At 43.4% G+C, this 13480-nt stretch carries 14 protein-coding genes; all 14 read right to left on the bottom strand.

The window, feature by feature from the left end:
• Positions 1-124: 124 nt before the first annotated feature.
• Positions 125-1294 (bottom strand): thiolase family protein, encoded by a 1170-nt coding sequence (locus ACFPA1_RS04550; protein ID WP_213140398.1) that lies wholly within the window; start codon positions 1292-1294, stop codon positions 125-127.
• A 48-nt stretch (positions 1295-1342) separates the two neighbouring features.
• Positions 1343-2116: an SDR family oxidoreductase gene (locus tag ACFPA1_RS04545; RefSeq protein WP_213140399.1), complete on the bottom strand. Its 774-nt coding sequence runs from the start codon at positions 2114-2116 to the stop codon at positions 1343-1345.
• 22 nt (positions 2117-2138) lie between these two features.
• Entirely contained in the window at positions 2139-3344 is a 1206-nt protein-coding gene (locus tag ACFPA1_RS04540; protein WP_378581516.1) for an acyl-CoA dehydrogenase, read from the bottom strand.
• Positions 3345-3635: 291 nt separating this feature from the next.
• Positions 3636-4010: a PaaI family thioesterase gene (locus tag ACFPA1_RS04535; RefSeq protein WP_213140401.1), complete on the bottom strand. Its 375-nt coding sequence runs from the start codon at positions 4008-4010 to the stop codon at positions 3636-3638.
• A 53-nt stretch (positions 4011-4063) separates the two neighbouring features.
• Positions 4064-4444 (bottom strand): PaaI family thioesterase, encoded by a 381-nt coding sequence (locus ACFPA1_RS04530; RefSeq protein WP_213140402.1) that lies wholly within the window; start codon positions 4442-4444, stop codon positions 4064-4066.
• A 15-nt stretch (positions 4445-4459) separates the two neighbouring features.
• Complete coding sequence (locus ACFPA1_RS04525; protein ID WP_378581513.1) at positions 4460-5650, bottom strand: thiolase family protein; 1191 nt, start codon at positions 5648-5650, stop codon at positions 4460-4462.
• A gap of 29 nt (positions 5651-5679) precedes the next feature.
• Complete coding sequence (locus ACFPA1_RS04520; protein ID WP_378581511.1) at positions 5680-6828, bottom strand: acyl-CoA dehydrogenase family protein; 1149 nt, start codon at positions 6826-6828, stop codon at positions 5680-5682.
• 22 nt (positions 6829-6850) lie between these two features.
• On the bottom strand, positions 6851-8455 hold the full coding sequence (locus ACFPA1_RS04515; RefSeq protein WP_378581509.1) for a long-chain-fatty-acid--CoA ligase: 1605 nt from the start codon (positions 8453-8455) through the stop codon (positions 6851-6853).
• A 30-nt stretch (positions 8456-8485) separates the two neighbouring features.
• Entirely contained in the window at positions 8486-9397 is a 912-nt protein-coding gene (locus tag ACFPA1_RS04510; protein ID WP_378581507.1) for a ketopantoate reductase family protein, read from the bottom strand.
• A 66-nt stretch (positions 9398-9463) separates the two neighbouring features.
• A complete protein-coding gene (locus ACFPA1_RS04505; protein WP_213140406.1) occupies positions 9464-10231 on the bottom strand; it encodes a class II aldolase/adducin family protein in 768 nt (255 codons plus the stop codon).
• 139 nt (positions 10232-10370) lie between these two features.
• Positions 10371-10772, bottom strand: a complete 402-nt coding sequence (locus ACFPA1_RS04500; RefSeq protein WP_378581505.1) for a MaoC/PaaZ C-terminal domain-containing protein — start codon at positions 10770-10772, stop codon at positions 10371-10373.
• Complete coding sequence (locus tag ACFPA1_RS04495; protein ID WP_378581503.1) at positions 10769-11218, bottom strand: MaoC family dehydratase N-terminal domain-containing protein; 450 nt, start codon at positions 11216-11218, stop codon at positions 10769-10771. Before ACFPA1_RS04495 ends, ACFPA1_RS04500 begins: the two co-directional genes overlap by 4 nt.
• Before the next feature lie 17 nt (positions 11219-11235).
• Complete coding sequence (locus ACFPA1_RS04490) at positions 11236-12000, bottom strand: beta-ketoacyl-ACP reductase (RefSeq protein ID WP_378581501.1); 765 nt, start codon at positions 11998-12000, stop codon at positions 11236-11238.
• Positions 12001-12059: 59 nt separating this feature from the next.
• On the bottom strand, positions 12060-13232 hold the full coding sequence (locus ACFPA1_RS04485) for an acyl-CoA dehydrogenase family protein (RefSeq protein ID WP_213140410.1): 1173 nt from the start codon (positions 13230-13232) through the stop codon (positions 12060-12062).
• Between the last annotated feature and the right edge of the window lie 248 nt (positions 13233-13480).

The raw sequence follows: 13480 nt of genomic DNA, 5'->3' as shown, positions 1-13480 counted from the left end.
GCTGTAGTGGAATGTGGTAGATGGCGTCTGACACCAAGATTGACTTTTCCCCTTTCAATAAGGCGTTTGGTCAAGTTTGGTGCCTGACACCTAGATGAGGACCACCACAGTCAGTACCTTGTTTTTATTCGCTCTCGATGATTGTAGCGATTCCTTGGCCGCCGCCAATGCAGGCGGTGATAAGGGCATATCTTCCGCCGGTGCGTTTTAGTTCGTAGCAGGCTTTGGTGACGAGGATGGCACCTGTTGCTCCCAACGGGTGGCCATGGGCGATGGCCCCTCCGTTAACATTGACTTTTTCCATATTCATTTCAAGCTCGCGGTTGCAAGCAATTACTTGAGCGGCAAAGGCTTCATTGATTTCGATTAAGTCCATGTCTTCTATGGATAATCCTGATTTTTCAAGAACCTTTCTAACAGCCGGAACAGGGCCAATTCCCATGATATTCGGGTCAACACCGGCAACTGCATAGTGACGGATAACCGCTAGTGGAGTTAAATTTAATTCCTCTGCTTTTTCCCGTGACATGATAACTAGGGCCGATGCAGCATCATTTAGACCTGAGCTGCTGCCTGCAGTGACTGATCCATCCTGGAGGAATGCTGGTGGAAGCTTTGCCAAACCCTCAATGGTCGTTTCCGGCCTTGGATGCTCATCACTATTGAAAACAATCGGCTCACCTTTTCTAACAGGTATAGTGATAGGAACGATTTGTTCATTAAAGCGTCCTTCTTCCACGGCAGCTTTCATTCGTTGCTGGCTTTGGAGCGCGAATGCGTCCTGCTCTTCCCGTGTAATATTGTATTTTTTCACGAGATTTTCAGCCGTAATCCCCATTGGCGGATCGCCTATTTCTTTAGGAGAGAGCTGCGATTTCCGGAAACTTGGAGGATTCGCACCATACGGTTTTTCCGGCCGGTCCATCAAGTAAGGAGCACGGCTCATACTTTCTGTTCCGCCGGCAATATAGATATCTCCATCCCCAGCTTTAATTGCCTGGGCTGCTAGATTAATAGCATTAATTCCAGATCCACACTGCCTATCGACTGTCACGCCTGGAATTTCGATGGACAGTCCCGTTTGCAATGCAGTTAATCTCGCAATATTTCCACCGCCTGATAAAACATTTCCCAAAAAAACGTCGTCTATCATGTCAGGCGTGATATTTGCCCTTTTAACTGCTTCTTTAATTACTTCAGCTCCAAAAACATGTGCTGGAACGCTCGCTAGTGCGCCTCCCTGTCTGCCAATGGCAGTTCTAACTGCCGAAACAATGACAGCATCTCTTTTCATTAAGCAAATCCCCTCCTGCTTTTTTATATTTACGATTCTATTAATTTCTTACATTACATGTGAGCCGCCGTCTACAACGACGATATCCCCGGTTACAAAGTCCGAAGCTCGCGATGCCAGGAACAACGCTACACCTTTCATATCTGTATCAGTCCCAAACTTACGTAATGGAGTGCCTTCTAAGATGGCTTCACCACCAGCATCAAGCAGCCCTTTTGACATTTTTGTTGGGAAGAATCCTGGTGCAATTGCATTAACATAAATACCATGCTGGCCCCATTTCACAGCTAAATCCTTGGTGAAGGTAATAACTGCCCCTTTGCTAGCGTTATAGCCAATCGCATTCATGTATTTTGGGTTCGACCCCTGAAGCCCAGCGACAGAAGCAATATTAATGATTTTGCCGCCCTTTTGTTCGATCATCACTCTTCCGACTGCCTGGGACATTAAGAAGGTTCCGGTAACATTCGTATTCATTACCTTATTCCAAGCCTCAAGCGGCATTTCCTCGACAGGCGCTCCCCAAGATGCACCGCTGTTGTTGACAAGAATGTCGATGCGTCCGAATTTTTCCATTGTTCGTTCCACAACGTTTCTAACATCTTCAGGATTGGAGACATCACATTTTAATGCTAGACTCTCGACTCCAATCTTTTTTAAGCCTTCACTTACTTCCTCACAGGCCTCAAGTTTACGGGAACAGACCACTACATTGGCGCCTGCCTCCGCAAATCCTTCAGCAATTTGCTGGCCAAGACCTCGGCCGCCGCCTGTTACAATGGCGACTTTACCTGTTAAATCAAAAAGCTCTTTAACATGCATCTATTTTTTCCTCCTAATACGATTAACGGTATTTTTTCAATTCATAGCGGGCAATCGCACGCTTATGCACTTCATCCGGACCATCAGCAAGTCTTAGTGTACGGATATTGGCCCAACTTGCGGCAAGAGGAGTGTCCTGGCTTACACCGGCGGCGCCAAATGCCTGAATGGCACGGTCAATTATCTTTAATGCCATGTTAGGCGCAACCACTTTAATCATGGCAATTTCGCCTTTTGCCTCTTTATTTCCAACTGTATCCATCATGTAGGCCGCTTTCAATGTAAGTAAACGGGCCTGCTCGATATCTATTCTCGCTTCGGCAATCCATTCTTGAACTACGCCTTGCTCGGCAATTTTTTTACCGAATGCTGTCCGTTCCTGAACGCGTTTGCAAAGAAGCTCAAGTGCACGTTCAGCTGCACCGATGGTTCTCATGCAATGATGAATTCTTCCAGGTCCTAGACGTCCCTGCGCGATTGCGAAACCTTTACCTTCGCCCCAAAGCATATTTGAAGCCGGTACACGAACATTGTTGTATTCAATTTCGGCATGGCCATGCGGTGCATGGTCATAACCAAATACAGTTGTAACTCGTTTGATTGTGACTCCAGGAGCATCGAGCGGTACTAGAATCATCGATTGCTGCTCATGTTTTGGTGCATCAGGATCATTTTTACCCATAACAATCGCAATCTTACAGCGAGGGTCTCCAGCGCCCGATGACCACCATTTTGTTCCATTGATAACGTATTCATCGCCATCACGGACAATACTTGCTTGAATATTGGTAGCATCGGATGAAGCAACATCCGGCTCAGTCATTGAAAAACAGGAGCGAATTTCTCCATTTAATAACGGCTTCAGCCATTTTTCTTTATCTTCTTCAGTCCCGTAACGGACCAATACTTCCATATTTCCGGTATCAGGCGCAGCACAGTTAAACACTTCTGGTGCAAAATGGACACGTCCCATGATTTCACAAAGCGGTGCATATTCAAGGTTCGTTAAACCGGCTCCATATTCACTCTCTGGTAAAAATAAGTTCCATAGACCAGCTTGCTTTGCCTTTTCTTTTAATTCTTCCATTATTGGCGGGATCTTTGAAAATGGATCGTTTTTATCAATTTGATCATGATAGAGCTTTTCATTTGGATAAATATACTCTTCCATAAATTCAGTAAGTTTTTTTTGCAATTCTACTACCTTATCGGAATAACTAAAATTCATCCTTACCACTCCTCTTTTTTCTACATACTAACTAGTTGGTATGTCGAATAACCTAATATTATTAAAAATTTTTCGAATATTCAATTCGATATTTTCGACAATTTTCTCATCGTTATAGTAGAATCATATTTTTTGCATATTTTTTAGGGGCATCTTTTCAAATTGCTATAAAATTCCGTAATTTAGCTGATTTATAATAGATCAGCATGGACACACAGTGATAGAAATTTCTATATTAATCTACTATTTTTAGTCGAAATTTTTTGAAAACAATATCAGGAACTTTCTTCTCTATGCATTTCTGACTATCTTATAGGTACCGGTTCCTTTGGCAATTAATGTTGCATTCTCGTCAATAATTTCCGCTTCCAGCACAGCCATTTTATAGCCCTTTTGGAGAAGTTTAGCCCTTGCAAAAAGATGACCGGTATTTGCTGGAGCAAAATAGTGAACATCCAGATTCATAGCTGTAACCGGGCATTGATATACGGAACGGAGAGCAATTGATTGCACCGTATCAAGCATCGAGGCGTGAACTCCTCCATGCAGGCTTTTATTCGTATTTAGCAGGTCGGTTTTTATTGAGAGCTTCAGCAAAATCTCTTCCTCTGAGGAATTTACGAGTTCAAATCCGATATGCTTGAAAAATGGATTCCTTTCCATCATTTCATATATCTCCCAATCCAATCGGGACACCCTATCACCACCTTTCAATTTCTTCATTGTTTAACAGGACTTGCCTTGAACATGCCTATAGCCTTGGCAGCAACAGCACCATCCTGCCCATAAACGATTCCCTCGGCTGTTATGACTTTTTCCTCGATATTAAGTATATTTGTTTTCGCATGATAGTTTTCTTTCGGTCTTAGGTCAAAAAAGGAAACGTTAAGGTTAATCGTCGTTGCAAACGAATTTGTTTCCAGGGAGGCAGTCGCCCCCATGGAAATATCCAGCATTGTTGAAAAAACGCCTGGATGGACAGTGCCATCATCCTGCAGCAAAATAGTCTGAAGCGGCAAATCAAGATGAAACGTGTCGGTTTTAGTGCTGTTAAAACCCAAGTATTCAAAAAATGTCGATCTCGTAACTGGTAATTTCACATTTCCTGCCCTTTCCTATTGATTAAAGGCTTCAACCAGGATTGCCATTCCTTGGCCGCCGCCAACACAAAGAGTGGCAATTCCGTATTTTTCACCACGGCGTTTCAATTCATAAATCAGAGTCGTCATAATCTTCGCACCAGTGGCACCAAGCGGATGGCCCAAAGCAATTGCACCGCCATTGACATTCACTCGGGACGAATCTAAGTTTAACTCACGAATAACAGCAAGTGATTGCGAAGCGAACGCTTCATTCAGTTCGATTAAACTAATTTCGCCAAGCGTTAAGCCTGTACGTTCAAGGAGTTTTTTCACTGCTGGAACCGGACCGATGCCCATAACTTCAGGTGATACACCAACAGCTGTCCAATCGACAATTCGCGCCATCGGTTTTAAGCCTAATTTCTCGGCATGGCTGCCTGATGTTAGTACAAGCGCAGCTGCCCCGTCATTCCGCCCGCAGGCATTACCAGCCGTAACCGTGCCATTTTGTTTAAACGCCGGCTTTAGACGGCTTAATGCCTCGATGGTTGTATCAGGTCTTGGATGTTCGTCCTCCGTAAACCAAACGGACCCTTTTTTCCCTTTAACTTCTACAGGGACAATTTCGTCCGCAAAGCGTTTCTCACTGATGGCAGCTGCTGCTCTACGCTGACTTTCTAGCGCAAATGCATCCTGGTCCTCGCGAGAAATCGAAAATCTTTCAGCGACATTTTCCGCCGTTATTCCCATTCCAAGCCCGCTGCCGTATGTTTCCTGAGGCTGTTGGCCAGCCTCGGCATTGGAATCAACCAGCTTTGGATTGTCACCGCCAAAGCGGGAGTTTCTTAGGTAAACAGGAGCATTACTGAGGCTTTCAGTTCCCCCAGCGACTACAATATCTGCTTGACCAAATGCGATTTGCTGCGCCCCTGAAGCAACTGCCTGCATTCCTGAGGCACACAAACGGTTAATCGTAAATGCCGGAGCTGTTTCCGGAACCCCAGCCCGAAGCGCAGCGACTCTTGCTACATTGGAGGATTCTGTCGTTTGTCTAACCTCTCCTAAAATCACTTCATCGACTTGCTCAGGCTTAATACCGGCGCGATCAATAGCCTCTTTAATCGCAACCGCTGCCAACTGCCCGGAATTAAGACTTTTTAATGTGCCGCCATATCTCCCTACTGGTGTTCTTACTGCACTTAAAATGACAATATCATTTTGCATATTAAATCACCTGTCCCTAGATTAATAGTTTAGCTGTATTCCTTCTCTAACTGCGCAGCAATAATGTTTTTCTGAATCTCTGAAGTTCCTTCATAGATTCTTGTGATCCGCGCATCACGATAAAAGCGTTCAATCGGATAGTCTGCAATATACCCAATTCCTCCATGGATCTGAACTGCCTTATCAGCAACACGATTGTATACCTCGGAACCGTATAGCTTCAGCATCGCTGCTTCTTTGATGACCTTCATTCCCTGATCAACCATCCAGGCAACGCGATACGTAAACGAACGCAGTGCTTCGATATCTACGGCCATCTCGGAAAGCATATGACTGACAGCCTGGTTCCTGATGATTGGTTTGCCAAATTGGATTCTCTCAAGCGCATATCGCGTTGACATGTCGAGAAGCTTTTGGCAGGAGCCCAAATTCCGGGAGGCCAAACCAGCACGTCCGTTGGCAAGAATTTTCAAGGCATTCATATAGCCCTGCCCTTCTTCACCAAGCACATTTTCCACTGGAACCTCGCAATCTTCAAAAATTAATTCTGCTGAATGAGAACCTCTTAAGCCCATTTTTTTCTCAACGGACCCCACCCTGAAGCCGGGGAAATCCTTTTCAACAATGAACGAGGTGATGCCCTTGGCCCCTTTACACGGGTCGGTCACAGCCATCACAGTGAAAACGCTGGCCTCAGTAGCATTGGTAATATAATGCTTCAATCCATTTAGGATATATTTATCACCCTTACGAACAGCTGTTGTTTTTAAGTTAGCAGCATTGGACCCCGCTTCAGGTTCGGTTAAGGCAAATGCGCCAATTTTTTCACCGCTTGCCATTTCCGGCAAATACTTACGCTTTTGCTGCTCATTTCCCATTTCAACAATCCCGACCGAACCAATGCCAGTATGAGCGCCAATTAACGTGGTATAGCCATTGTGTGTCTGGCCGATTTCCTCATATAGGGCACATTTGCCGACCATCCCAATTCCAAGCCCGCCATATTCCTCAGGAATACTTAAACCGAAAAGCCCCATCTCTTTTGACATATTGATAATTCTTTCCGGAATTTGGTTCTCCTCTTCAATTTGCATCGCAACCGCTTCGACTTCGGTTTGAATAAATTCTCTTACATTCTTTTTTAAAAAAAGAATATCCTCATCCAGTTCAAAGTTCATGACTAAATCCCTCCGTTATGCTTTAAGCCTTTTTTGCTTCTTCTTCTACAAGGATTCTTTTTAAGAGCTTTCCTACTGTGTTTCGAGGCAGGGATTCTCTTATTTCAAATTGTTTTGGTACTTTGTAGCGGGTCAGGTTTTGGTAGCAATGTTCCTTTAATTCTTGAATATCGATATCTTTGCCGGCTTTCGGAACAATATAGGCCTTGACGATTTCGCCGGCTTCCTTATCCGGAATCCCGACAACAGCTGCTTCTAATACAGCAGGATGTTCATATAAAACTCCTTCAACCTCCTGGGGATAAACATTAAAGCCACCGACAATCACCATTTCTTTTTTTCGTCCGACAATATAAAAGTAGCCCTCATCATCCATCGTTGCTAAGTCACCGGTATAGAGCCAGCCATCCTTTAGTGCTTGGGCGGTTTCTTCTGGTTTATTCCAGTATCCAAGCATGACCTGCGGCCCCTTAATTAAGATCTCGCCGACTGTCTTTTCCGGTACATCCACACCATTTTCGTCAACAATCCGGCAGTCTGTAGCTGGCAATGGAATCCCGATGCTGCCTATTTTGCTAACGCCATCAGGAGGATTGCGATGGGTAGTAGGAGAAGTTTCCGATAGTCCATAACCTTCCCCAATCGGCACTCCCGTCAGGTCCTTTAATTTTTTCATAATTTCAATCGGCAATGGAGCCGACCCGCTTGTACAGACCTTAAAGCAGGTTAAATCATATTGATCAATTTCCGGGTAATTGGCAAAAGCATTATACATTTTTGGAACACCCGGGAAGAACGTAGGCCTGTAAGTTTGAATGAGTCTTAGAACCTTCTCAAGCTCAAAACGGTTTACTAATAGAATGGCTGCCCCGAGATAAATCGGCAGATTCATGCCGCTCGTCATTCCGTAAACATGGTAAAGCGGGGTTGCGGTCAAAATGATTTCCTGTCCGTAAACCATTTTACTTCCATAAAGAACCTTGCTCTGCAACACATTCGCACTCAAGTTAAAATGCGTCAGCATGGCACCTTTCTTTTTACCGGTTGTTCCTCCGGTATATTGAATTACTGCAATATCCTTCTTTGCTGAAATTGAACATGTTTCCTTTAGAGGAACGGCACTTTCAATCAATTCCGAAATAGTTGGAATGTCATTGGTTTGCGAATCACCTGCAGAAAATATCTTCTTAAATGAATAAATTTCAGAAATTTTCACAATTTTCTCGAGACCATCCGGCTCAGCTACCAAATAAGCGGTTTCAGAATCATTGAATATTTCAAGCAGTTCCCTTGGTGTATAATGCGGATTGATTTGCACGACAATCATCCCAAGCTTCAGGGCAGCATAATAGGATACAACATATATAGGGTGATTTCCGACCATCAACCCCAGACGATCTCCTTTTGCTGCGCCAAGCTCTTTCCAAGCCGCTGCCAGCCGGTCAACCTTATCCTTCAAGTCATGGTAGGTCAGCTTTTCATTTTCATAAATAATGGCCGTATTCTCAGGGTATTTTTCAGCTGTGTGATCCAAAAATGTGTAAAGGCTCATTTCCGGAAATTCAATGGAAGATACCGCAGTTTCAGGATAGTGGCCGAGCCAAGGACGTTTGTGTTGTATTTGCAATTCGAACACCTCTCTTAGCACATTGATTACTCAAACGTTCCTCGTTTGAAAGTTTAAAAGATGATAAATAGTATTGAGGACTTGGGTTTCTACCCCTAATTCTTTTCCTTTTTTCACAATATAACCGGCAATAGATTCCAGTTCCAGCGGTTTCCCTTTAAGCTTATCCTGCAGCATCGAGGTTTGGTGATCTTGGGCAAACTGCCCTTGCATCATCACTGTTTCATACTGGTCTTCCTCGATCTCAACCCCTGCTGCTCTTGCAACAGCAATAGCTTCCTGACAGATTTTTATCGCCGTTTCTTTTAATCCCTTGTCCTCATAAATAGCCCTAACCTTTGCTTCTATTAAGGCTGTCAAAGGGTTAAAGGTGACATTCCAAAGCAATTTTTTCCACTTGATTTTTAAAATGTCACGAGTTGAATAGGCTTCAATATTAGCAATGTTAAATAGCTCTTGAATGACACTGAGTCTTTCCCGTAAATCTTCCTCTAAAGCTCCAAATACCAGCTTTGGCGGGACACCGATTTGTTTTACAGTTCCTGATTCCGTCACACCTGCCTGAATATAAGCAGCAGCAGATAAGATCCGGCCGCTGCCAAATACCGAAGCGAGAAATTCTTCATTATCTACCCCATTTTGGAGAGTCATAATCATGCATGATTCCTTTAATACACGGGTAAACTTCTCAGCCATTTCCATTGTGCTTGTTGACTTAACACAAAACAACAGCAGGTCTACATCCATAAAGTCCTCATAACAATCGGTAAACGTTGCCTCCACTGTGAATGATTCGGAATCGCTTTCAATAGTCAGCCCATTTTCCCTCATTCTTTCGAGATTGTTTCCCCTCGCTAAAAAAATGACCTCATTACCCGCCCTTTTTAAAAGGCCGCCAAAATAACCACCGACCGCACCTGTACCGGCCACGCCAATTTTCATGCTGCTTCCCCCTGCTTATTCCATATGTATGGCTCTGAAAGGAATCGCTCCCTTCAGAGAACATGATTAATCTAGTAAATCCGGCTGTTCCTTGACAATCCGATTCCATAATGGCTGGAACTGGAACCATCCCGCACTGGAAGTACCGACAGTATTATAGGTATTGCTAGCACTTTCATTTTCAATAATTACCGGTTTACCAACTGCCTCAGCAAGAAGCTGTGCCTGACAGGAGCGCTCCATCGTAATAAACCACCAGGCTGCCTCATCAACGGACCTTCCGACCGTTAAAAGACCATGGTTTCTTAGGATACAGGCTTTCTTATCACCAAGCGCTTGGCCAATCCGTCTGCCTTCTTCAATTTCATGAACAACTCCAGTGAAATCATCAAACAAGGAATGATCCTGATAAAATGCACATGCATCCTGTGTGATTGGATCTAGAAGGCGTCCTAGCGAAGACCATGACTTCCCATAGACTGAATGGGCATGGGCAGCTGCGATAATGTCCGGCCTTGCAGCATGGACCTGCGAGTGAATAGCGAATGCGGCCCGGTTTACCGGATAATTTCCTTCGACAACTTCACCTTGATGATTGCAGAGAATTAAGTCAGAAGCGCTGATTTGGCTGAAATGCATGCCGAACGGGTTTACCCAGAAGTGATCCTTCAGTTCGGGGTCGCGTGCGGTAATATGTCCTGCGACACCTTCATCAAATCCAAATTTTGAAAATAAGCGGAAGGCAGCAGCCAGTTTTTGTTTTAAATGCTGGCGTTCCTCTTCGACTGAGGAAAATACCGGCGGCTTATAACTTAATTTTAATTTGACCGTCATATAATCATCCCTTTTTAAATTTAACTTTGATGTGATTTAAGCTCCAATCAACAACCGATAACAATAAACCCAGCATTCAGAGGGGAGTCCATCTTTCGTGCCGGGTCTATTCCTTCAATCTGCAATTCTGTCTCTTATGTTAGTAAAGCTGGTATACAACTTCTCCTTTTATTACATCCTTCCCTTGCTGGTTCACAGCCTGGACATCGAAGCGAAGCTGATTATCTTCCTTATCCTTTAAAGAAGCCTTTAATGTAATCACGTCATTTAAGAAAACCATGCCTTTAAAACGGATTGAGTAATCCTTGACAAAGCCCTCTTCATAATATTCCGTAAACAACTTGGCCAGATTTCCCATCGTCCACATTCCATGGGCAATGATTCCCGGCAGACTGGCTTTTGTTGCTTCTTCGTCAATTGTATGGATCGGATTAAAATCTCCGGAAGCGCCTGCATATTTAATCAGGTCAATCCTGGAAACAGGTGATAACTGGATTTCCTTTAAGGAATCACCGGTTTGCAATTGAGTTAGTAAACTCATCTCGCCAACACCTTCCTTACAGCTTCAGATATGACTACAGTGGAACTAGAAGTGAAAATGACATTTCCTTCTGAATCCTCACCACAGTTTTCCATTACCAGGAAGCCCATTTCTCCAAAGTTCCCTTTTTTCTCAAAGTAATTTTTCACCTGAGAATAACAATAAATTTCCTCACCTACATATAATGGGCGCTCATAATGGAAAGACTGCTCCCCATGTATCAAGCCTTTATTAGGCAGGTACAGGTCTTCTATCACCCCATAATCAAATACCCTTGGGAAGGTTGGCGGGGCAATGTTCTTTTGATAACGTGAGAGTCTGCCGGCATCCTCATCAAAATAGATAGGATGCAAATCGCCAATGGCTTCAGCAAATTTCTTAACGGCTCCTCTTTCTACGGCATTTTTCACTTTATTAGATCGCTTGCCAATTTGATCTTTGAACAATTTAGCTCACCCCTAAATTAACATTTTGGTCCGCCGGCAACATAGATAACCTGGCCGTTAACAAACCCTGATTTCTCATCTGCAAAGAATGCAACAGCATTTGCGATATCAGCAGGTTTTCCGCTTCTGCCGACAGGAATATTGGCTACACTAGCCTGAATCATCTGGTCAAAGGAGATTCCAATTCTTTCAGCCGTTGCTTTTGTCATATCGGTTTCGATAAATCCAGGAGCAACCGAGTTGGCTGTGATTCCATAACGTCCTAGTTCAAGTGCAAGGGTTTTCGTAAAGCCCTGAAGTCCGGCTTTTGCTGCTGAATAGTTTGCCTGACCGCGGTTACCTAATGCAGAAGTTGAAGAGATATTGATGATCCGGCCATATTTTTGCTCAACCATGTATTTTTGAGCAGCACGGGCAGCATTAAAGGAACCTTTTAGGTGCACATCCATGACAGTTTGCCAGTCGGCATCAGTCATTTTGAACAATAAATTATCGCGGATTACCCCAGCATTGTTTACAAGAATATCAATGCGGCCAAAAGCATCATGAACCTCTTTAACTGCAGCCTCTACCTGCTCAGGGTCGACGACATTGGCTACCTTTGCATAGACTTGATATCCTTTTTCTTTCAGTTCGCTAGCTGTTTCGCTTAATGCCTCTTCATTTAAGTCGATAAGAGCAACACTAGCTCCTTCTTCTGCAAAATACTCGACAATCCCTTTGCCGATTCCACGGCTTCCGCCAGTGATAAACGCAACTCTTCCTTCAAATCTTCCTGCCATTATTGTTCCTCCTTACATCTGTATGTTTATTTTTTTAGACAACGCTTACAATAAGCTTATTAAATACCAAGTTTCACATGGCCCTTAAGCAGGTTACGAGAAATAATCAGGCGCTGAATTTCATCAGTTCCATCGTAAATTCTCCAAAGTCTGGCTTCACGGTACCAGCGCTCAATTGGCAATTCTCTTGTGTAACCCATACCGCCATGAATCTGCATAACTTTGTCAACTACACGGTTGCCCATATTGGCACCATAAAGTTTTGCCATGGATGCATAATGACGATTATCTTCGCCTTGGTCAAGTGTCCATGCTGCGTTTAACACAAGCCATCTTGCTGCTTCAATATCAACAGCACTATCGGCAATCATCCATTGAATTGCTTGTCTTTCTGCAATCGGTTTGCCGAAAGTCTCGCGTTCTTTTGCATAATCAATTGCCATTTGCAATAAGCGTTCTGCTGTACCAACAGCTCTAGCGCCAACAACCCATCTTGCAAAGCCAATCCACTCAAGTCCAAGATTGTAACCTTTATGCAGTTCGCCAAGAATATTTTCTTCCGGAACGCGGACATTATCAAATACCAAACCGGCTGGACCCCATTCTCCCATGGTATGTATAAATTCTGATTTCCAGCCCATATCGCGGTCAACGATGAAGCATGTTACACCTTCACGGCCTCTAGTTTTTTGGTGCAATTCTTTATCAGTAATCGCAATGGCCATAACGAAATCTGCTTCATTTCCGCCTGTAATGAATGTTTTTTCGCCATTTAGGACCCATTCATTGCCATCTTTAACAGCGGTCATTTTAATATTTGTTGTATCAGATCCAGCACCTGGCTCTGTCATAGCGAAACATGATTTCTTTTCACCGTTAATAGTTGGAATTAGGTATTTTTTCTTTTGTTCTTCATTACCATAGTAGAGGATGTTATCAGCAGAGCCGCCGAATGAGAATGGTACAAATGTTTTGGAAACCTCCATGTAAACAAGCGCCATCATCATTTGTCCAAGATCAGCACCGCCGTATTCTTCTGGAGTGTTAATTCCCCAGAATCCGGCTTCCTTAGCTTTTAGCCGCAATTCCTGCAGTTTGCCCTCCGGTAGGCTTGGCTTACCTTCCCGCTCTCTTCTTAGGACTTCATTTTCAAGCGGCATTAGTTCTTTTTCAACAAATTTTCGAATCGTTTGCTGAACCATTTTTTGTTCATCTGTTAGACGTAAATGCATGTCTTTCACTCCAATCTAGGATTCTAGTATTTTTTACTGCTATTAATATTATGCCGGTTTAGTTTATCACATACCTACCGGTTGGTATGTTTAAGATTATTTTATTTCGAAATTTCAGAAAAAACAAGTTTAAAATTAAATTTATATTTAAAATTTTTTCAGATAGACTATTTTTCATTATCTTTACAAATGATAAAGATGATATTCCATTCGAATATCATCGTTTCAAAATCCTATTTTGAGGTGAT

Source organism: Neobacillus sp. GCM10023253 (assembly GCF_042653105.1).
Classification (GTDB): Bacteria; Bacillota; Bacilli; order Bacillales; family Cytobacillaceae; genus Neobacillus; species Neobacillus citreus.
Note: the sequence above shows the minus strand (reverse complement) of the source record. Positions and strands in the feature narration are given on the sequence as shown.